This is a genomic window from Micromonospora sp. NPDC050417, from assembly GCF_044458865.1.
GTDB lineage: Bacteria > Actinomycetota > Actinomycetes > Mycobacteriales > Micromonosporaceae > Micromonospora_G.
Map to the genome: position 1 here is coordinate 57,003 of NZ_JBITIH010000019.1, position 19,660 is coordinate 76,662.

At 71.0% G+C, this 19,660-nt stretch carries 16 protein-coding genes and 1 pseudogene; 3 read left to right on the top strand and 14 right to left on the bottom strand.

Annotation, left to right across the window (positions count from 1 at the left end; all coding sequences use genetic code 11):
* Nucleotide 1: 1 nt before the first annotated feature.
* From ACIBF5_RS23580 to pyrR, 6 genes are read right to left on the bottom strand one after another with little or no spacing between them, the layout of a single operon-like run.
* Nucleotides 2-1,012, bottom strand: coding sequence for a quinone-dependent dihydroorotate dehydrogenase (locus tag ACIBF5_RS23580; protein ID WP_396815026.1), 1,011 nt, complete (start codon nucleotides 1,010-1,012; stop codon nucleotides 2-4).
* Nucleotides 1,009-4,383 carry a carbamoyl-phosphate synthase large subunit gene (gene carB, locus ACIBF5_RS23585; RefSeq protein WP_396815028.1) on the bottom strand — a complete coding sequence of 1,125 codons (3,375 nt, stop codon included), beginning with the start codon at nucleotides 4,381-4,383 and terminating at the stop codon, nucleotides 1,009-1,011. The genes ACIBF5_RS23580 and carB overlap by 4 nt, the downstream gene beginning before the upstream one ends.
* Nucleotides 4,376-5,563 (bottom strand): glutamine-hydrolyzing carbamoyl-phosphate synthase small subunit, encoded by a 1,188-nt coding sequence (gene carA, locus ACIBF5_RS23590; protein WP_396815030.1) that lies wholly within the window; start codon nucleotides 5,561-5,563, stop codon nucleotides 4,376-4,378. The genes carB and carA overlap by 8 nt, the downstream gene beginning before the upstream one ends.
* Nucleotides 5,563-6,840, bottom strand: a complete 1,278-nt coding sequence (locus ACIBF5_RS23595) for a dihydroorotase (RefSeq protein ID WP_396815032.1) — start codon at nucleotides 6,838-6,840, stop codon at nucleotides 5,563-5,565. The genes carA and ACIBF5_RS23595 overlap by 1 nt, the downstream gene beginning before the upstream one ends.
* 28 nt (nucleotides 6,841-6,868) lie before the next feature.
* A complete protein-coding gene (locus tag ACIBF5_RS23600) occupies nucleotides 6,869-7,795 on the bottom strand; it encodes an aspartate carbamoyltransferase catalytic subunit (RefSeq protein ID WP_396815033.1) in 927 nt (308 codons plus the stop codon).
* The gene (gene pyrR, locus ACIBF5_RS23605) at nucleotides 7,792-8,376 is read right to left on the bottom strand and encodes a bifunctional pyr operon transcriptional regulator/uracil phosphoribosyltransferase PyrR (RefSeq protein WP_396815034.1); all 585 of its coding nucleotides are present in this window, start codon (nucleotides 8,374-8,376) and stop codon (nucleotides 7,792-7,794) included. The genes ACIBF5_RS23600 and pyrR overlap by 4 nt, the downstream gene beginning before the upstream one ends.
* Before the next feature lie 285 nt (nucleotides 8,377-8,661).
* Here pyrR and ACIBF5_RS23610 point away from each other — a divergent pair, with 285 nt between their 5' ends.
* Nucleotides 8,662-9,150 (top strand): transcriptional regulator, encoded by a 489-nt coding sequence (locus tag ACIBF5_RS23610; protein ID WP_121159805.1) that lies wholly within the window; start codon nucleotides 8,662-8,664, stop codon nucleotides 9,148-9,150.
* 115 nt (nucleotides 9,151-9,265) lie between these two features.
* Here the strand turns inward: ACIBF5_RS23610 and nusB are convergent, their stop codons facing one another.
* Both nusB and efp read right to left on the bottom strand, forming a co-directional pair.
* On the bottom strand, nucleotides 9,266-9,676 hold the full coding sequence (nusB, locus tag ACIBF5_RS23615; RefSeq protein WP_396815035.1) for a transcription antitermination factor NusB: 411 nt from the start codon (nucleotides 9,674-9,676) through the stop codon (nucleotides 9,266-9,268).
* A 23-nt stretch (nucleotides 9,677-9,699) separates the two neighbouring features.
* Nucleotides 9,700-10,257 (bottom strand): elongation factor P, encoded by a 558-nt coding sequence (efp, locus tag ACIBF5_RS23620; protein ID WP_396815036.1) that lies wholly within the window; start codon nucleotides 10,255-10,257, stop codon nucleotides 9,700-9,702.
* 168 nt (nucleotides 10,258-10,425) lie between these two features.
* Here efp and mptB point away from each other — a divergent pair, with 168 nt between their 5' ends.
* Nucleotides 10,426-12,018 carry a polyprenol phosphomannose-dependent alpha 1,6 mannosyltransferase MptB gene (gene mptB / locus ACIBF5_RS23625; protein WP_396815037.1) on the top strand — a complete coding sequence of 531 codons (1,593 nt, stop codon included), beginning with the start codon at nucleotides 10,426-10,428 and terminating at the stop codon, nucleotides 12,016-12,018.
* Between the two features lie 230 nt (nucleotides 12,019-12,248).
* Nucleotides 12,249-12,863: pseudogene (locus ACIBF5_RS23630) on the top strand (glycosyltransferase family 87 protein); the annotation flags it as partial.
* A 324-nt stretch (nucleotides 12,864-13,187) separates the two neighbouring features.
* Here ACIBF5_RS23630 and aroQ read toward each other — a convergent pair.
* The 6 genes from aroQ to ACIBF5_RS23660 all read right to left on the bottom strand — a co-directional run bounded on the left by aroQ (nucleotide 13,188) and on the right by ACIBF5_RS23660 (nucleotide 19,557).
* Nucleotides 13,188-13,646 (bottom strand): type II 3-dehydroquinate dehydratase, encoded by a 459-nt coding sequence (gene aroQ, locus ACIBF5_RS23635; protein ID WP_396815038.1) that lies wholly within the window; start codon nucleotides 13,644-13,646, stop codon nucleotides 13,188-13,190.
* Nucleotides 13,643-14,722: a 3-dehydroquinate synthase gene (gene aroB / locus ACIBF5_RS23640; RefSeq protein WP_396815039.1), complete on the bottom strand. Its 1,080-nt coding sequence runs from the start codon at nucleotides 14,720-14,722 to the stop codon at nucleotides 13,643-13,645. The genes aroQ and aroB overlap by 4 nt, the downstream gene beginning before the upstream one ends.
* Before the next feature lie 82 nt (nucleotides 14,723-14,804).
* On the bottom strand, nucleotides 14,805-15,308 hold the full coding sequence (locus ACIBF5_RS23645; RefSeq protein ID WP_396815040.1) for a shikimate kinase: 504 nt from the start codon (nucleotides 15,306-15,308) through the stop codon (nucleotides 14,805-14,807).
* Nucleotides 15,308-16,486 carry a chorismate synthase gene (gene aroC, locus ACIBF5_RS23650; RefSeq protein WP_396815041.1) on the bottom strand — a complete coding sequence of 393 codons (1,179 nt, stop codon included), beginning with the start codon at nucleotides 16,484-16,486 and terminating at the stop codon, nucleotides 15,308-15,310. Before aroC ends, ACIBF5_RS23645 begins: the two co-directional genes overlap by 1 nt.
* 305 nt (nucleotides 16,487-16,791) lie before the next feature.
* Entirely contained in the window at nucleotides 16,792-17,634 is an 843-nt protein-coding gene (locus tag ACIBF5_RS23655; protein WP_396815042.1) for an aldo/keto reductase, read from the bottom strand.
* Nucleotides 17,635-17,766: 132 nt separating this feature from the next.
* Nucleotides 17,767-19,557: a LamG domain-containing protein gene (locus ACIBF5_RS23660; protein ID WP_396815043.1), complete on the bottom strand. Its 1,791-nt coding sequence runs from the start codon at nucleotides 19,555-19,557 to the stop codon at nucleotides 17,767-17,769.
* Nucleotides 19,558-19,660 lie beyond the last annotated feature (103 nt).

A 19,660-nucleotide genomic window follows, 5' to 3' on the forward strand; every position in this document is an offset into this window, starting at 1 on the left:
TTCACGGCCGGGCCGCCCGCGCGATCGCTCGGGCCAGACCCGGCCCCCGATAGATGAATCCGGTGTAGAGCTGCACCAGGCTCGCTCCCGCGTCGAAGAGTCGGTTCGCGTCGTCGGGGCACATGATCCCGCCGACCCCGATCACCGGCAGCCGCCCGCCGGTCTCCCGGTGGACGAAGGAGACGACCTCCCGCGCCCGTGCGGTCAGCGGCCCACCGGAGAGCCCACCGGCCTCCGCCGATCGGGGTACGTCGGCGGCGGCCAGGCCGCCCCGACCAAGCGTGGTGTTGGTGGCGATGACGCCCGCCGCGCCCCGGTCGAGACAGACCGCCAGCAGTTCGGCGATGGCCGGTTCGGTGAGATCAGGGGCGATCTTCACCAGCACCGGCTTCTCCCCCACCAGCGCCTCCAGCAGGGCGTCAAGATGCTCCCGGTCCTGCAACGCGCGCAGGCCCGGGGTGTTGGGCGAGGAGACGTTGACCGCGAAGTAGTCACCGTGATCGCGCAGCGCCCGGTAGGAGGCGAGGTAGTCCGCCACCGCCTCGTCCAGCGGGGTGACCTTCGACTTGCCGAGCGAGATCCCGAGCGGTACGCCGAGCGGCCGGCTGCCGGCCAGCCGATCGGCGAGCGCCCGCGCCCCGGCGTTGTTGAAGCCCATCCGGTTGATCACCGCGCTGCTCTGCGGCAGCCGGAACAGCCGGGGCCGGGGATTGCCCGGCTGTGCGTGCGCGGTCACCGTGCCGACCTCGACGAAGCCGAAACCCAACGCCGGCCAGGCCGGCAGCGCCACCCCGTTCTTGTCCATGCCGGCGGCGAGCCCGACCGGGTTGGGGAAGTCGAGGCCGAAGACCCGACGTGGTGCCGCGACCGCGTACGCCGACCGGAGCGCGGCCAGCGCGGCCGGCCGCCTCGAAAGGCCGGCCAGCCGCCGCAGGGTCCACTCGTGCGCGGTCTCCGCGTCCCCGCCCCCGAGCCGGAACAGCCCGGGGCGGACCACCCGTTCGAAGATCACTCGCCAGCCCGCAGGGCGGCGTGCAACTGCTGCAACGGCCGGACGCTCATGTCGCCCCGGATCAGCGCCTCGATGCCCATCACCGCCGCCGCCGCGCCCGGCACCGTGGTGATGCACGGGATGTCCGCGTTCACCGCAGCGCTACGGATCTCGTATCCATCCGAGCGGGCACTCGCCCCGGAGCCCTGCGGGGTGTTGATCACCAGGGCCACCTCGCCCGCCGCGATCAGCGAGACCGCGTCCGGACGCGCACCGGCCTCCTCGTAGTGCTTGCCGATGAACGTGCAGGAGATGCCGTGTCGGCGCAGCACCTCGCCGGTGCCGACGGTGGCGACGATCTCGAACCCGAGGTCGGCCAGGCGCTTCACCGGGAAGATCATGGCGCGCTTGTCCCGGTTGGCGACCGAGACGAAGACCTTGCCGGTGGTGGGGAGGCTGCCGTACGCGGCGGCCTGGGACTTGGCGAAGGCGTGCCCGAAGGCGACGTCGATGCCCATCACCTCACCGGTGGACTTCATCTCCGGGCCGAGCAGTGAGTCGACGCCCTTGCCGGCCGGGGTACGGAACCGCTTGAACGGCAGCACCGCCTCCTTGACCGCGATCGGGGCGTCGACCGGCATCGCGCCCCCGTCCCCGGTCGGCGGGAGCAGCCGCTCCGCGCGCAGGTCGGCGATGGTGGCGCCGAGCATGATCCGGGCCGCCGCCTTGGCCAACGGCACCGCGGTCGCCTTGGAGACGAACGGCACCGTACGGGAGGCACGCGGGTTGGCCTCCAGCACGTACAGGACGTCGTCCTTGAGCGCGTACTGCACGTTGAGCAGTCCCCGTACGCCGACCCCTCGGGCGATCTCCTCGGTGTAGCGGCGTACCTCGGCCAGGTGCGAGCTGGCCAGGGTGATCGGCGGCAGCGCGCAGGAGGAGTCGCCGGAGTGGATGCCGGCCTCCTCGATGTGCTCCATCACGCCACCGATGTAGACCTCGCCGTCGGCGTCGCAGAGCGCGTCCACGTCGATCTCGATCGCGTCGTCGAGGAAGCGGTCGACCAGCACCGGGTGGTCCGGCGAGATGTCGGTGGCCCGGCCGATGTAGTCGCGCAGCGTCGGGTCGTCGTAGACGATCTCCATGCCCCGCCCACCGAGCACGTACGACGGGCGGACCAGCACCGGGTAACCGATCTCGTCGGCGATCGCCTTGGCCTCGTCGTACGAGGTGGCGGTGCCGTGCGCGGGGGCGCGCAGGCCGGCCCGGGCGAGGACGGCGCCGAACGCGCCCCGGTCCTCGGCCAGGTTGATCGACTCAGGCGAGGTGCCGACGATCGGCACACCGGCATCCTTGAGCCGCTGGGCCAACCCGAGCGGGGTCTGCCCGCCGAGCTGGACGACCACACCGACCACTCCGGGACCGCCGGCCGCCTTGCCCGAGCTGTCCTCGGCGTGCCAGACCTCGATCACGTCCTCGAAGGTGAGCGGTTCGAAGTAGAGCCGGTCGGCGGTGTCGTAGTCGGTGGAGACGGTCTCCGGGTTGCAGTTGACCATCACGGTCTCGTACCCGGTCCCCACCCCGACGGCGCCCGGCTCGCCCTGCAACGCCAGTACGGCGTGCACGCAGGAGTAGTCGAACTCGATCCCCTGTCCGATCCGGTTCGGTCCGGAGCCGAGGATCAGCACCTTGGGCCGGTTCGAGCCGGCGACCTCGGTCTCCTCGTCGTAGGACGAGTAGTGGTACGGCGTGCTGGCGGCGAACTCGGCCGCGCAGGTGTCCACCGTCTTGTAGACGGGGCGCAACCCCAGCCGGTGCCGGAGTACGCGTACCCCGTCCTCGGCGGAGAGTTCCGGGCGCAGCGCGGCGATCTGCCGGTCGGAGAGTCCGGCCCGCTTCGCCCGGCGCAGCAGCGCGTCGTCCAGGACCGGCGCGTCGATGATCTCCTCGCGCAGGTCGACCAGCCCGGCGATCTGGTCCAGGAACCACGGGTCGATGCCGCCGGAGGCGGCGGAGACCTGGGACACCGAGGCACCCAACCGGAGCGCTCGCTCCACTGTGTACAGTCGGCCGTCGTGCGGGGTAGCCAGTGCGGTCAGGGTGGACTCGACGGTAGCCCCGTCGGGGTCCGGTATGGTCCAGAAACCGGCCGCCTTCGTCTCCATCGAGCGCATCGCCTTGTTCAGCGCCTCGGTGAAATTGCGGCCCAGGCTCATCGCCTCGCCCACCGACTTCATCGTCGTGGTCAGCTCCGGGTCGGCGCCCGGGAACTTCTCGAACGCGAACCGGGGGATCTTCACCACCACGTAGTCCAACGTCGGCTCGAACGCGGCCGGCGTCTGGAGGGTGATGTCGTTGGGGATCTCGTCCAGGGTGTAACCGATGGCGAGCTTCGCCGCGATCTTGGCGATCGGGAAGCCGGTGGCCTTGGAGGCCAGCGCCGAGGAGCGGGAGACCCGCGGGTTCATCTCGATCACGACGATCCGACCGTCGACCGGGTTGACCGCGAACTGGATGTTGCAGCCGCCGGTGTCCACCCCGACCTCACGCAGCACCGCGATGCCGAGGTCACGGAGCTGCTGGTACTCCCGGTCGGTGAGCGTCATCGCCGGCGCCACGGTCACGCTGTCGCCGGTGTGCACACCCATCGGGTCGATGTTCTCGATCGAGCAGACCACCACGACGTTGTCGTGCTTGTCGCGCATCAGCTCAAGTTCGTACTCCTTCCAACCGAGCACGCTCTCCTCGATCAGGACCTCGTGCACCGGGCTGGCGGCGAGCCCCGCCCCGGCGATCCGGGACAGGTCCTCGTCGGTGTGCGCCATGCCGGAACCGAGGCCGCCCATGGTGAACGACGGCCGGATCACCACCGGCAGGCCCAGCTCGCCGACGGTCTGCCGGACCTCGTCCATCGAGTGGCAGACCCGGGAACGCGGCACCAGCGCGCTCGGGTCGGGCAGCCCGATCCGGGCCCCGGCCTTCGCCACGACCTCCTTGAAGAGCTGCCGGTCCTCACCGCGCCGGATCGCGTCGATGTCGGCGCCGATCAGCTCCACACCGTATTTCTCCAGTACGCCCGACTCGTGCAGCGCCACCGCCGTGTTCAGCGCGGTCTGGCCGCCGAGGGTGGGCAGCAGCGCGTCCGGCCGCTCCTTGGCGATGACCAGCTCGACGAAGTCCGGGGTGATCGGCTCGACGTAGGTGGCGTCGGCGTACTCCGGGTCGGTCATGATCGTCGCAGGGTTGGAGTTGACGAGGCTGACCCGCAGCCCCTCGCTGCGCAGCACCCGGCACGCCTGGGTGCCGGAGTAGTCGAACTCGCACGCCTGGCCGATCACGATCGGGCCGGAACCGATCACCAGAACATGCTGCAAATCGGTCCGCTTAGGCATGCTTTCCGCTCTCGTTCTTGTCGCCCTGGCTCTGTCCGCCCTGCCGTTCGCCCTCGATCAGCTCCGCGAACCGGTCGAAGAGATAGTCGGCGTCATGTGGGCCGGCGGCGGCCTCCGGGTGGTACTGCACGGTGAACGCGGGCACATCCTTGGCCCGCAGGCCCTCGACCACATTGTCGTTGAGGCAGACGTGACTGACCTCGACCGCGCCGAAGTCCGTCTCGATGTACTGGCCCGCCGGCACATCCTGACCGGGTTCACGACCCGGCCAGTCGACCGCGAAGCCATGGTTGTGGGAGGTGACCTCCACCCGACCGGTGACCCGGTCCAGCACCGGCTGGTTGATGCCTCGGTGGCCGTACCCCAGCTTGTAGGTGCCGAAGCCGAGCGCCCGGCCGAGGATCTGGCTGCCGAAGCAGATGCCGAAGAGCGGAATCCGCCGGTTCAGCACCTCCCGGGCCAGCGCGACCGGGTGGTCGGCGGTGGCCGGGTCACCCGGGCCGGGCGAGAAGAAGACCGCGTCCGCGCCGGTCGCGAGGAGATCCTCGATGCTCGACGAGGCGGGCAGGATGTGCGTGGTCACACCCCGTGCGGCGAGCCGGCGCGGCACGTTCCGCTTGATCCCCAGATCCAGCGCGGCCACCGTGAACCGGTGCGTGCCCTCCGCCGCCACGGTGTACGGCTGCGCCGTGGTCACCTCCGCCGACAGGTCGGCGCCGGTCATCTCCGGGGTGGCGCGGACCCGGGCCAGCAACGCCTTCGGGTCGTCGTCGAGGCTGGAGATGCCGACCCGCATGGCGCCGGAGTCGCGCAGGTGGCGGGTGAGCGCCCGGGTGTCGACACCCGAGATGCCGACCACGCCCTCGGCGGCCAGCCGGTCCTCCAGACCGCCGGTGGCACGCCAGTTGGAACCGATCCGGGCCGGGTCGCGGACCACGTAACCGGCCACCCAGATCCGGCCGGACTCGTCGTCGTCGTGGTTGACCCCGGTGTTGCCGATGTGCGGCGCGGTCTGCACCACCACCTGCCGGTGGTAGGACGGGTCGGTGAGCGTCTCCTGGTAGCCGGTCATGCCGGTGTTGAAGACCGCCTCACCGAAGGTCTCCCCCACACTGCCGTACGCCTCACCGTGGAACGTCCGACCATCCTCCAGTACGAGGATCGCGGGCCTGCGTCGCATTATTTAACGGCCTTTCCGTCGAGTACTGTCGGCTCGCCCCGCAGGAACGTGGCCATGATTCGGCCGGGCAGCACGGTGCCGGCGTACGGGGTGTTGCGGCTGCGGCTGGCCAGCTCAGCGGGGTCGACGGTACGGCGAGCGGCCGGGTCGACCAGGGTGAGGTTGGCCACCGCTCCGGGCACCGGATCGTGCCCGTGCTCGGTCAGCCCGGCGATCCGGGCCGGAACCCGGGACATCCGCTCGGCGATCAGGTCCCAGCGCTCGCCGAGCACCGAGAGCAGCACCGGCAGGGCGGTCTCCAGCCCGAGCATGCCCGGCCGGGCGTACGCCCACTCGCACTCCTTGTCCTCCAGGGCGTGCGGGGCGTGGTCGGTGGCGACCACGTCGATGATCCCCTCGACCAGCGCGGCGCGCAGGGCGGCCACGTCCGTGGCCGTACGCAGCGGCGGGTTGACCTTGAAGACCGGGTCGTAGCTGGCCGCCAGTTCGTCGGTGAGGAGCAGGTGGTGCGGGGTGACCTCGGCGGTTACCCGGACGCCGCGCGCCTTGGCCTGGCGGAGCACCTCCACGCTGCCGGCGGTGGAGACGTGGCAGACGTGCAACCGGCTGCCGACGTGCTCGGCCAGGAGCACGTCCCGGGCGATGATCGCCTCCTCGGCGACGGCCGGCCAACCGGTCAGCCCGAGCCGGGTGGAGACCTCGCCCTCGTGCAGTTGGGCGCCCTCGGTCAGCCGGGGCTCCTCGGCGTGCTGCGCGATCACCCCGTCGAACGCCTTGACGTATTCCAACGCCCGGCGCATCAACCGTGGGTCGGCGACGCAGTGGCCGTCGTCGGAGAAGATCCGGACCCGAGCGGCCGAGTCGGCCATCGCGCCGAGTTCGGCCAGCCGCTCCCCGCCGAGCCCGACGGTGACCGCGCCGATCGGCTGCACGTCGACCAGTCCGGCCTCCCGACCGAGCCGCCAGACCTGCTCGACCACACCCGCGGTGTCCGCGACCGGCGAGGTGTTCGCCATGGCGCAGACGGCGGTGTAGCCGCCGAGCGCGGCGGCCCGGGAGCCGGACTCGACCGTCTCGGCGTCCTCCCGGCCCGGCTCGCGCAGGTGGGTGTGGAGGTCGACCAGACCGGGCAGGGCCACCAGCCCGTCCGCGTCCACCACGCGGGCGCCGCGCGGGTCGAGGCCACGGCCGGACTCCACCACCACGCCGTCGCGCAGCAGCAGGTCGGTCGGCTCGGCGCCGACCACCCGGGCTCCCTTGATCAGGTACGTGCTCATTGCGGATCTCCCCCCGGAAGTGGACAGTTCACTGGTTCTTTCCCCCCAGGAGCAGGTACAGGACGGCCATCCGGACGGAGACGCCGTTGGCGACCTGTTCGACGATGGTGGAACGGGGTGAGTCGGCGACCTCCGGGGCGATCTCCATGCCCCGGTTCATCGGGCCGGGGTGCATGACGATCGCGTGCTCGGGCAGCCGGCGCATGCGCGGCCCGTCCAGGCCGTAGCGGCGGGCGTACTCGCGCGCGGAGGGGAAGTAGGAGTCAGCCATCCGCTCCCGCTGCACCCGGAGCATCATCACCACGTCGGCGCTGGGCAGGACGCTGTCCAGGTCGTACGAGACGTCGGTGCCGGGGGCGAGCGCGGCGGCGATGTCCACCGGGATCAGCGTCGGCGGACCGACCAGGGTGATCTTGGCCCCGAGGGTGGAGAGCAGCAGCACGTTGGAGCGGGCCACCCGGCTGTGCAGCACGTCGCCGACGACGGCGACCTGGAGGCCGGCGAGTCGGCCGAGCCGGGAGCGCATCGTGTACGCGTCCAGCAGCGCCTGGGTCGGGTGCTCGTGGGTGCCGTCGCCGGCGTTCACCACCACCCCGTCGACCCAGTTCGCCAGCCGGTGCGGGGCACCGGAGGCGGGGTGCCGGACCACCACGGCGTCGGCGCCCATCGCCTGGAGGGTCAGCGCGGTGTCCTTCAGGCTCTCGCCCTTGGAAACGCTCGAACCCTTGGCGGAGAAGTTGATCACGTCGGCGGAGAGCCGCTTCGCCGCCGCCTCGAACGAGATCCGGGTCCGGGTGGAGTCCTCGTAGAAGAGGTTGACCACGGTCCGGCCGCGCAGCGCGGGGAGCTTCTTCACCTCACGCCCGGCCACCGTCGCCATCTCGGCCGCGGTGTCCAGGATCCGGGTGGCGGTGGTGGCGTCCAGGTCGGCCCCGGAGAGCAGGTGCCTGATCACAGCGTGGGCCTCCCGAACAGTTTGACCTCGTCGGCACCGTCGACCTCGGCGAGCGTGACCTTGACGCTCTCCGACAGCGCGGTGGGGATGTTCTTGCCGACGTAGTCGGCCCGAATGGGTAGTTCGCGGTGGCCTCGGTCGACCAGCACCGCGAGCTGTACCGAACTGGGACGGCCCAGGTCGCTCAGCGCGTCCAGCGCGGCCCGGACCGAGCGGCCAGAGAAGAGGACGTCGTCGACCAGGATCACCCGCTTGCCGTCGATGCCGCCCGGCGGTACGTCGGTCGGGCCGATGGCCCGGGTCGCGTGCCGGCGAAGATCGTCCCGATAGAGCGTGATGTCGAGCACACCCACGGGTACGTCAATTCCCTCGAAGGTGCTGATCCGGGCAGCAAGCCGGCGGGCGAGCGGAACCCCTCGGGTGGGGATGCCGAGCAGCACGGTGTCGGCGGCACCCTGGGTCTTCTCCAGGATCTGGTGGGCGATCCGGTCGACCACGCGCTGCAGATCGGCGCTGGTCAGGATGACCTTCACAGACGGTGGCGATGCCACCGGAGGTTGGGCGGCCTGCGGGAAGGCCACGGCGGACCTCCTTCCCCGCCTCACGGGACGGGTCGTTAAAGGATGTCGGATCCGACCCGGACCGCATGCGGTCAGGCCGGGGGCTGATCACCACGTTACCAGCGGCCGGGCGACGAACCCGGGCGGGGCGCTGACCACCCGGTCAGCGAGGAGATTTCAGCTTCGTGACCACGATCTTGCCAACGGGAAGGTAACGAGCACTTGACCACCCGTCTCAATCCCCGTACCGTCACGCTCCGTAGCGACCGCTGGGGAGATCCCCGAGCCAGCACTGGGAGTGTCCGAATGCCCTCTGAATACGCCAAGTCGTTGGGCGCCCGCCTGCGCTCTATCCGTCAGCAGCAGGGGCTGTCCCTGCAGGGGGTGGAGGAGAAGTCGAACGGGCGTTGGAAGGCCGTCGTCGTCGGGTCGTACGAGCGTGGTGACCGTGCGGTCACCGTCTCGCGCCTCGCCGAGCTGGCGGACTTCTACCGGGTGCCCGTGGCGGAACTGCTGCCGGACGGCAGCGGGGTCCGGCACGAGCCCACGAACAAGATCGTCCTGGACCTGGAGCGCCTCTACGACGAGGCCTCCGAGGAACTCGCGTACGTCGCCCGCTATGCCCGCGCGATCCAGCAGCAGCGTGGCGACTACAACGGTCGGGTGTTGTCGATCCGCGCGGACGACCTGCGCGCGCTCGCCATCGTCTACGACTCGTCCCCCTCCGGGCTGATCGAGCGGCTCACCGAGCACGGCGTCCTTGTCGCCGATCCTCGGGCGCTCTTCGCCTCCTGAGCACGACCGCAGGAACGCACCACCGCACCACCGCACCACCGCACCACCGCACTGTGAACGACGAGAAGGGGCGCCCGTTGGGCGCCCCTTCCTCGTACGACGGTGACTGGCCCGCTCAGCGGGTGGCGTACTCGGCGATCCGGCCGAGGACCCCGTTGAGGAACCGAGGCGAGTCGTCGGTCGACATCTGCTTGGCCAACTCGACCGCCTCGCTGATCGCCACCGCGTCGTCGATCTCGTCGACGTAGAGCAACTCGTAGACCGCGATCCGGGCCAGGTTCCGGTCGACCACCGGCATCCGGTCCAGCGTCCAACCCTCGGTGTAGCTGGCGATCAGCTCGTCGATCCGGTCGAGCCGACCGGCCACCCCCTCGACCAGACCGATCGCATACTCCAGGTGGTCCGGCGGCGGCGGCGTCAGCCGCCGGAGGTACCCGGCAAGCACCTCGACCGGCGGCAGATCCCGCTGATCCGCCTCGTAAAGCACGTCCAGAGCCCGTTTGCGTGCCTTGCGGCGCGCGGGCATTGGTGACTTGGGGCCCTCGGCCATCAGCCGCGGCCGAGGTAACGGCCGTCGCGGGTGTCGACCTTGATCTTCTCACCGGTGGTGATGAAGAGCGGCACCTGCACCGTCGCACCGGTCTCCACCGTCGCCGGCTTGTTGCCGCCGGTGGAACGGTCGCCCTGCAGACCCGGCTCGGTGTACGTGACCTCAAGGATCACGCTGGTCGGCAGCTCGATGTAGAGCGGCACGGACTCGTGGGTGGCCACGATCGCCTCGGCCTCGGGCAGCAGGTAGTTCGCCGCCTCGCCCACGGTGCCGCCGGGCACCTGGATCTGGTCGAAGGTCTCCAGGTCCATGAAGACGTAGTCTTCGCCGTCGGCGTAGAGGTACTGCATGGTCCGCTTGTCGACGGTGGCCGTCTCGACCTTGGTGCCCGCGTTGAAGGTCTTGTCGACGACCTTGCCGGACAGCACGTTCTTCAATGTGGTGCGGACGAAAGCACCGCCCTTGCCGGGCTTGACGTGCTGGAACTCCACGACAGCCCAGAGTTCGCCGTCGAGGTTGAGAACCAGACCGTTCTTGAGGTCGTTGGTGGTGGCCATTTCCTGCCTTGATCTTCAATTGGCGGACAGACCCGCCAAGTCTACTTGCCGGGGACCGTTCCGCGCTGGCACGGGTACGGGCGGTTGATCGAGAGCGGACGCGCGGCGGTCACACCCCGGACAACTGACGGTCGAATCCACGACATCCTTCACTGACAACGTGCACGGGTGCCGCACCCGGTCACCCGCCTCTCCGCGCTCGCCCGTTGCCGTGCTCTGGGGGTGGCTGGGGTGCTCCTGCTGGCTCTCGGCGCCGCCGGAACCGGCGCGCTGCCCTCCCGGAACCCCATCCCCGCACTGGCCGCCCTGGACGAGCTACGCCGCCACCCCGGCCCCGCCCTGGTCTGCGCCTCCTTCGGCCTCGCGTTGCTGGTCGCGGCCTGGTGGCGGCTGGGCGGCCTGGTCCGGGGCGCCCAGCCACCGACCCCCGGCGCGCTCCTCGTCACGCTCGCCCTGTGGGCGGCGCCACTGCTGGTCGCACCGCCGATGTTCAGCCGCGACGTCTACAGCTACCTGGCCCAGGGGGCCATGGTCGGCGCCGGACTGGACGTGTACGAACAGGGCCCAGCCACGCTCGGCGGCCCGCTGGCGGCGGAGGTCCCGGCGATCTGGCAACACACCACCACCCCGTACGGCCCGGTCTTCCTGCTCCTCGCCACCATGGTCGCCGCGGTCACCGGAACCCAGCTCGCCCTCGGCGTGATCGGCCTGCGACTGGTCGCGGCGGCCGGGGTGCTCCTGCTCGCCGCCGTCCTGCCGAGCCTGGCCCGGCGCTGTGGCGTCGACCCAGCCGCCGCGCTCTGGCTCGGGGTGCTCAACCCGCTGGTGCTGATCCACCTGGTCGGAGGGGCACACAATGACGCGCTGATGGTCGGGCTGCTCGGCGCCGGACTGGCCGCGACGATGGCCCGCTACCCCGCGCTCGGCACCGCGCTGCTGACACTGGCCGCGCTGGTCAAGGCACCGGCCGTGGTCGCCCTGGTCTTCGTGGCACCGCTCTGGGCCGGGCAGCTCGCCGGACGCTGGCGAACACCGCGTGCGCTCGCCGGCACCGCCGTGGTGGCGATCGGGACCACCGTCGTGGTGACCGCCGTGGCCGGCACCGGGTACGGCTGGATCGCCGCCCTGGACACCCCGGTCTCCGCCGCGAACTGGTCCCTCAGCAGTGCGCTGGGGCGGGCCACCCGGGCGCTGCTGGAGCTGATCGGCGCGGACGTCGCCCCACACGCGGTCTCCTTCTGGCGCTGGGCCGGCCTGGCCGTGGCGCTCGCCGCCGGGCTGCTCCTCTGGTTGCGCCGCGACGAACTCGGACCGGTGTACGCCCTCGGCCTCGGCCTCGGCGCGCTGGTGCTCTTCGGCCCGGCGATCCGACCCTGGTACCTGCTCTGGGGACTGGTTCCGGTCGCCGCCGCCGCGGCCGAGGGCCGGCTGCGCCGCTGGGCGGCACTCGCCTGCGCCGGGCTGGCCGTGATCATCCTGCCGGACGGGTTCGCCCCCGGCGTCGCGGAGCTCGGTCAGGCACTCCTCGGCGGCGGGCTCGCCGCGCTGCTGGTACTCGCGGTACGGCACCGGTCCATGCTCCTGCGCCACCTGACCGACACGTACCTGCTGCTGCACCGGTTCGCCGCGGGCACCCTGCTCCCGCCAGTTCCCGGTGCCACCGACCACCGCCGCCCCGCCGAGCCGCTGCCCGTCGAGCACGACGTGGTCCACCGACCGCGACCGGCAGCCACACCGTCACCGTCGAGAGGAACCCGATGAGCCGACCGTGGACGCCCCGCCGGACCCGGGACCGGGTCCTGCTCGTCGCCGTACTGGTCGCGCTCTGCGCGCTCTTCCTGGCCACCGTCCCAGCGCACCGAGGCTTCTTCGACGTCGGGGTGTACCGGGGGGCGGTGACGTACTGGCTGCGTGACGGCGGTCAGCTCTACGACTACCTGCGCCCCGGCACCCGGTACGGTTTCACCTACCCGCCCTTCGCCGCGCTGGTGATGAGCCCGTTGTCGCTGCTGAGCTGGCCGGCGGCGATCGCGGCCAGCATCGCGGTCAACGTGGCCGCCGCCACACTCGTCATCTACTGGCTGCTCGACCCGATCGCCCGCCGCCGGGGCTGGCCCCGCTGGTACGCCTTCGCGCTCACCGGCTGCGCCGTGGCGATCTTCGAACCGGTCCGGGACACCGTCAGCTTCGGTCAGGTCAACCTGCTCCTGCTGGTGCTCGTCCTGGCCGACGTGATGGCCTCCCGCACCGGCCGGGGGCGGCTCTGCGGCATCGGCATCGGCATCGCCTCGGCCATCAAACTCACCCCCGTGGTCTTCATCGGCTACCTGGTGCTCAGCGGACGGTGGCGCGCCGCCGCGGTCGCCACCGGCACCGCCGCCACCGCCACCGGTGTCGCCGCCCTGCTCGCGCCCCACTCGTCCTACGTCTTCTGGACCGAGGCGCTGTGGCACACCGACCGGGTGGGGGACCTCGGCTACGTGTCGAACCAGTCGCTACAGGGGGTGCTGACGCGCTGGGACCCGCACCTGGGGCGGGGCGCCTGGCTCGCCGCGGTGCTCGTCGTCGTGGTGCTCTGGGCGGTCCGGGTACGCCAGGCCGCCCGTGCCGGCGACCCGCTCGCCGGTGCGGCCCTCACCGGAATCGTCGGCTGCCTGGTCAGCCCGATCACCTGGGTCCACCACCTGGTCTGGCTGCTGCCCGCGCTGGCGGTGCTCGGCGGCGCGGCGGTCGAGGCCGGACCGGGCCAGCGGCGACGACGGCTCGGCACCGCCACCGCCGTGGCGTACGTCCTGCTCTGTAGCAGCGTGGTCTGGCTCTGGTGGGCCGACGCGAGCGGGGTGGACGGGCTGATCGGCGCCAACGCCTACGTCTGGATCGGGCTGGCCCTGCTCGTCGGACTGCCGATCGGCGGTCACCCGGTCGCCGGCCTACCCCTCGCCAGCCTGCCGATCGGCCGCCAGACGGTCGGCGAGGTGGAGCAGCGCCAACCGGTAGCCGTCGACACCCAACCCGGCGATCACACCGGTGGCGACCGCGGAGACGACCGAGTGGTGCCGGAACTCCTCCCGGGTGTGGATGTTGGAGATGTGCACCTCGACCAACGGGGCGCGGAGCAGGGCGCAGGCGTCCCGGACCGCGTACGAGTAATGTGACCAGGCGGCCGGGTTGAGCACCACCGGCGCCCCCTCGTCCGCCGCCTCGTGCAGCCAGGCGATCAACTCGTGTTCCGCGTCGGTCTGCCGTACCTCGACGTCAAGACCGACCTCCCGCCCGGTCCGTTCACAGAGTTCGACCAGTCCGGCGTAACTGGTCAGGCCGTACACGTCCACCTGGCGGGTGCCGAGCCGGCCGAGGTTCGGGCCGTTGAGGACGTACACCTTCGTCACCGGGCCACCGCCTCGTCGTACGCGGCGCGGAGCAGGGCCTCATCCGGCCCTTCCAGGATGGCGGGTCGGGCCAGCCCGTCCAGGACCACGAAACGCAGCCGCGCCCCCCGGGCCTTCTTGTCCACCCGCATCGTGGCCAGCAGATCCGGCCAGGCGTCGGCCCGGTAGCCGGTCGGCAGGTCGAGCAGTTCGAGCACGCTGCGGTGCCGGTCGGCGGTGAGCGGGTCGAGCCGGCCGGTGAGCCGGGCCAGGGTGGCGGCGTAGACAAGCCCGACGGAGACCGCGTGCCCGTGCCGCCAGCGGTAGCCCTCGGCCTTCTCGATCGCGTGCGCGAGCGTGTGGCCGTAGTTGAGGATCTCGCGTACCCCGGACTCGCGCAGGTCACCGGAGACGACGTCCGCCTTCACCTGGATCGCCCGCTCGATCAGCTCCCGGACCACGGGGGCGCTGGCGCTCCTCGCCGCGACCGGGTCGGCCTCGACCAGGTCGAGAATGACCGGGTCGGCGATGAAGCCGCACTTGACCACCTCGGCCAGCCCCGCGACCAGATCGACCTGCGGCAGGGTGTCGAGCGTGGCCAGGTCGCAGAGCACCCCGGCCGGTGGGTGAAAGGCGCCGACCAGGTTCTTCCCGGCCCCGGTGTTGATCCCGGTCTTGCCGCCGACCGCCGCGTCGACCATGCCGAGCAGCGAGGTCGGCACCGCCACCCAGCGCACCCCACGCAGCCAGCAGGCGGCGACGAAGCCGGCCAGGTCGGTGACGGCGCCGCCGCCCACCCCGACCACCGCGTCGGTACGGGTGAAGCCCGCCTCCCCCAGCCGGTCCCAGCAGCGGGTGGCGACGTCGATGTTCTTGCCCGCCTCCGCGTCCGGCACCTCGACCAGCAGCGGAGTACGGCCGTCGGCGCGCACCCGTTCGGCGAGCGCGTCGGCCAACGCCTTCAGTGGTGCCGCGTAGAGCACGGCGACCCGGTCCGCGCCGGGCAGCAGGCCCGGCAACGCGTGCAGCAGGTCCCGGCCGACGAGCACGTCGTACGCCCGCTCGCCGCCGATCGATATCTTCCTCAGCTCGTCCATCGCGCCCGAGCCTAATCCGCTGCTCCGGTAACCCCTCGCAACCGCCCCGCCGGCTGTCCGCATGCCGGACGAAGGAAGGGCCTCACGGCTTGAGCAGTTGCAGGATCTCCTCGGCCACCTGTTCCGGCGTACGCCCGTCGGTGACCACGGTGAGCGTGGCGACCTCCTGATAGAGCGGTCGCCGCTGGTCGAGCAGGTACTTGAGGGTGGCACGCGGGTTGATCGCGAGCAGTGGTCGGCCCGCGCCGAGCCCGACCCGGCGGATCGCGTCGGTCAGCTCCACGGAGAGGTAGACCACGGTGTGACCGGCGAGCGCGGCCCGGTTCGACTCGGCCAGGATCGCGCCGCCACCGAGGGCAAGCACCCCGTCGAACTCACCCAACGCGGTCGCCACGGCGTCCCGTTCGAGGGTACGGAAGTGTTCCTCCCCCTCGTCCACGAAGATCTCCGGGATCGGCTTACCGGCGGCCGTCTCGATGTCGGCGTCGGTGTCCCGGAACGCGACACCGAGCGCGGCGGCGAGCGCCTGACCGGTGCTGGTCTTACCGGATCCGGGGGCGCCGACCAGAACGCAGACGGGGGCCATCAGCGGATCACCAGGTTCTCCAGGTAGCCGGCGAGGTTACGCCGGATCTCGGCGATCGAGTCGCCGCCGAACTTCTCGGTCGCCGCCTCGGCCAGCACCAGCGCCACCATCGCCTCGGCCACCACCGCCGCGGCCGGGACGGCGCAGACGTCGGAACGCTGGTTGATCGCGGTGGCGGGTTCGCCGGTGGTGACGTCGACGGTGGCGAGGGCCCGGTTCAGTGACGAGATCGGCTTCATCGCGGCGCGTACCCGAAGGGGTTCTCCGGTGGTCATGCCACCCTCCAGGCCGCCGGCCCGGTCGGTGACCCGGCGCACCCCGGTCGCGGTCGGCACGATCTCGTCGTGCGCGACGGAACCCCGGGACCGGGCCTGGAGCCAGGCGTCGCCGATCTCCACACCCTTGATCGCCTGGATCGACATCAGTGCGGTGGCGAGCCGCGCGTCGAGCTTGCGGTCCCACTGCACGTGGCTGCCGAGACCCGGCGGGACGTGGTACGCCAGCACCTCGACGATGCCGCCGAGGGTGTCGGCGTCCCTCTTCGCGGCGTCGACCTCGGCCACCATCCGGGCGCTCGCCTCCGGGTCGAGACAGCGCAACGGGTCGGCGTCGATCCGCTCGGCGTCCTCGGGGCGGGGTTGCAGGCCGGGCTTGGCCGCGACCGAGCCGAGTTCGACCACGTGCGACACGATCTCGATGCCGAGCCCCTGCCGGATCAGCGCCTTGGCGACCGTGCCGACGGCGACCCGGGCGGCGGTCTCCCGTGCGCTGGCCCGCTCCAGGATCGGCCGGGCGTCGGTGTGACCGTACTTCTGCATCCCGGCAAGATCGGCGTGACCGGGGCGGGGGCGGGTCAACGGGGCGTTTCGTGCCTGGCTGGCCAGTTCGTCCGGGTCGACCGGGTCGGCCGCCATCACGGTCTGCCACTTGGGCCACTCGGAGTTGCCGACCCGTACGGCGAACGGGCTGCCCAGGGTGAGACCGTGGCGTACGCCACCGATGATCTCGACCTCGTCCCGCTCGAACGACATCCGCGCGCCCCGGCCGTAGCCGAGCCGGCGTCGGGCCAGCTCCCGGATGATCTCCTCGCTGGTCACCTCGATCCCGGCGGGCACCCCTTCGAGGAGCGCGACCAGTGCCGGGCCGTGCGATTCACCCGCGGTCAACCAGCGCAACAAGGCAGAACCTTCCCTCCCGATGGGGTCGCCCTGGTTCTTCTCCCACCGGACGCCACCCACATGCCAGTTGCCCAGTCTGGCACGCGCCGCCACTCGCCCGGCGTACCGCACCGCCCCCGTCCCGTCGTACGGACGGCTGTGTTGCGGGGTGGCACCCGGGCCAGGGTGGGTCGGCCGCCGCGCGCAGGCGAATGAAGCGTTCACCTCGTACACGGAAGATCGTGTGGTTACACGTTCTTCCGTGTACGTCATCCCCGAGTCATTCGTCCGCCACGGCGAACCGGCGACACCCGGCGATCAAAGGGTCAGTGACCGGTGGTGTCCGAGTCGGTAGCGGCCTCTTCTCCCTGGTCCAGGGCGGAGAGCGCGGCAACCTCCGACTCGGTGAGGCGGAAGTCGAAGACCTCGATGTTGCTCCGCATCCGCCCGGGCGACGAGGTCTTCGGAATCGGGATCGACCCGAGTTCGAGGTGCCAGCGCAGCACGACCTGGGCCGGCGTGCGGTCGTACCGCTGCGCGATCTCGATGATCGTGGGGTGGGTGAGCAGGTCGGTCCCCTGGCCGATCGGTCCCCAGGACTGGGTCACGATGCCGTGCTCCCTGTCGTACGCACGGACACCGTCGCGGGTCACCCGGGGATTCAGCTCGACCTGGTTGACGTCGGGCGTGACCCCGGTCGCGGCGAGGATCCGGTCGATGTGCGCCGGCTTGAAGTTGGACAGACCGATGGCGCGTACCCGCCCGTCGGCGAGGAGCTTGGTCAGACCCTCGAACGCCTCGACGTACCGGTCCTGCCACGGCATCGGCCAGTGGATCAGGAAGAGGTCGATGTAGTCGACCCCGAGCCGCTCCGCGCTCTGCTCGAACGCCTCCTGGGCCTCGCGTACACCGTGCCACTCACCGTTGAGTTTGCTCGTGACAAAAAGATCTTCCCGGGGTACGCCGGAGGCCCGCAGCCCTCGTCCGACGCCCTGCTCGTTGCCGTACTTGTAGGCGGTGTCGACCAGGCGGTAGCCGACCTCGATCGCCTGTGCGATGGCGACCTCCGCCTCGGCGTTCGACATCGGCCACGTGCCCAGGCCGAGTTGCGGGATGCTCGCCCCGTTCACCAGTTTCCGGGTCGGTGCGATCGCTGCCGATGACGTCATGTTTCAGTCTCCTGAGGTCGGAATCCGTACGAGGCTACCCCCGCCGTCTCCCACAGCAGCCGGACAGGCGGAAACTGTGAAAGGGTCGGGCCCGCCCATCCGGTCGAACCGGATGGGCGGGCCCTCGATCGGTTACGAGTTGTCGTGCAGGGATGCGACCGCACCGTCGGACATCGCCCCGGCGAAGAGCTTCACCTGGTCGACGGCACCGCTCAGGTAACCCCCGGTCGGTCCACCCGCGCCCACGTAGAGCGGGTAACTCTCCAGGCCGGCGGCACCGGTCCCGGTAACCGCCTGCCGTACCCCGTTGACGTAGAGGCGGACGGAACCGCTCGCGGCGTCGAACACGCCGGTCAGGTGCACCCAGGCATTGGTCGCCGCGGGCGCGTCCGAGGTCGCGACCGACCACGTGCCACCCGACGAAGCGACGCCGAACCGCCACGTCCCGTCCGAAGCGGCGTAGAGCTTCATCGCCGCGTCGCCGGCCCCGTGTTGCAGCACGACCTGCTCCTGGTCGGTGAGAGCGGGCAGCCGGACCCAGGTCGACACCGTGAAGGACTGGTCCGAGGCCACGATGGCACCGGAGGTTTCGGCGTGACCGTCACCGGCGGAACCGTACCCCTGCGGTTGCGGTTCGTTGAACCACAGCGCGTCGTTGTCGTCGTGCCCCGCCGAGGTGTATCCGCTCGTCTGCTCCGTCGAGTACGGGTCGGTGCAGCCGTAGAGCCTCAGCACGGGCGACCAGTAGGTGTTGCTCGTCGCGCGAGCGCAGCCGGACGAGAGGCCACCGTTGAAGTCCCAGGAGGCGATCTCCGTCGGCGCGAGGATTCCCGTCGTGCCCTGGGTCCCCGCGGCGGAATCCGGCGCCGAGCCCCAGAGGTCGTCGTGGGTCGCCGCGCGGTTCCACAGTCGCACGTCGCGGACCTCACCGCTGTAGTAGGCCCGGTTGGCGTCGTTGGCGCGGCCACGACCGATCACCACCGGTCCGCTGGCCGCCCAGCCGTCTCCTCGGCTATCCGCCCAACCGGCCGGGGCCGTCACGATCGACGTGCTGTCGAGCACACCGTTCACCCAGAGACTGGCCTTGCCCTCGGCCTCGTCCCAGACCCCGACCAGGTGCGTCCACTTGTCGGCCGGAGTGGTCACCGCCGCCCACGCGTTGACGAAGGTCGGCTCGGCCTCGTCCTGCGCCGGGATGCGCAGGCGCCACTTGCCCGCGTCGCAGTTGTAGCTCAGCATGACCGCGCTGACGTGGGCTCCGTCGACGGAGACCGCGGTCCGGTTGCCGTCCGGGCAACTGCCCGCGGACGGCTGCCGGACCCAGGCTGCCACGCTGAACGAACCCGACGTGTCCAGGCCGGTCCCGGTCGCCGTGGCGACACCACGCGGACCGGTGCCGTCCGCGTCGAACGACGCCGTCTGCTCACCGATGATCCACTTGTCGGAGGACCAGCCGAGGTCCGGTTGCTCCACGACCAGGTCTGCGCCACTGACCTGGTCACGGAGGTAGTGGCCGTCGATGGTGTCCAGTGGCCAGTGCGCCACCGGGGCGGACGGAGCCCCGACCAGAAACCCGTACGTCTTGGTCGGGCTCTGCTGGCCGGCACGGTCCAGGCCGTACACCTGCAACGTGTTGTAGCCGTAACGCGGTGGAGTCAGAGCCGCCGTGTACGACCCACCCACTGGCACCTTGACCGTGGTCATCGGCTGCGGACCGCCGAGCCACCCGTACACGTATTTCACGACCTTCGCCCCGCCAGCGGTGAAGGCGAACTCGCCCGACACTCCCGGGCCACCGTGCGCCGCGCCGTCGGCCGGGTAGGCGAGTGACGACACCCCCGGTGCGGCCAGGGCGACCTGGTCCGCGTGGGACCCGGCAGCCAGAGCCGGGGACTGGTTGGCGATACCGGTAGCGACGAGCATTCCTGCTGTCAGCGTCAACACTGACGCCGACCGCGCCATCCTGCGGGCGGAAGGAATGTGACTGATCACAAAACCCAAGACAAGCCTCCACTGTGCTCTTCGA

What these genes read in the sequence shown, in the direction of transcription:
- carB (WP_396815028.1), bottom strand. Translation starts at nt 4,383, where the DNA reads ATGCCTAAGCGGACCGATTTGCAGCATGTTCTGGTGATCGGTTCCGGC.
- carA (WP_396815030.1), bottom strand. Translation starts at nt 5,563, where the DNA reads ATGCGACGCAGGCCCGCGATCCTCGTACTGGAGGATGGTCGGACGTTC.
- ACIBF5_RS23595 (WP_396815032.1), bottom strand. Translation starts at nt 6,840, where the DNA reads ATGAGCACGTACCTGATCAAGGGAGCCCGGGTGGTCGGCGCCGAGCCG.
- ACIBF5_RS23610 (WP_121159805.1), top strand. Translation starts at nt 8,662, where the DNA reads ATGCCCTCTGAATACGCCAAGTCGTTGGGCGCCCGCCTGCGCTCTATC.
- nusB (WP_396815035.1), bottom strand. Translation starts at nt 9,676, where the DNA reads ATGCCCGCGCGCCGCAAGGCACGCAAACGGGCTCTGGACGTGCTTTAC.
- efp (WP_396815036.1), bottom strand. Translation starts at nt 10,257, where the DNA reads ATGGCCACCACCAACGACCTCAAGAACGGTCTGGTTCTCAACCTCGAC.
- aroB (WP_396815039.1), bottom strand. Translation starts at nt 14,722, where the DNA reads ATGGACGAGCTGAGGAAGATATCGATCGGCGGCGAGCGGGCGTACGAC.
- ACIBF5_RS23645 (WP_396815040.1), bottom strand. Translation starts at nt 15,308, where the DNA reads ATGGCCCCCGTCTGCGTTCTGGTCGGCGCCCCCGGATCCGGTAAGACC.
- ACIBF5_RS23655 (WP_396815042.1), bottom strand. Translation starts at nt 17,634, where the DNA reads ATGACGTCATCGGCAGCGATCGCACCGACCCGGAAACTGGTGAACGGG.
- ACIBF5_RS23660 (WP_396815043.1), bottom strand. Translation starts at nt 19,557, where the DNA reads ATGCTCGTCGCTACCGGTATCGCCAACCAGTCCCCGGCTCTGGCTGCC.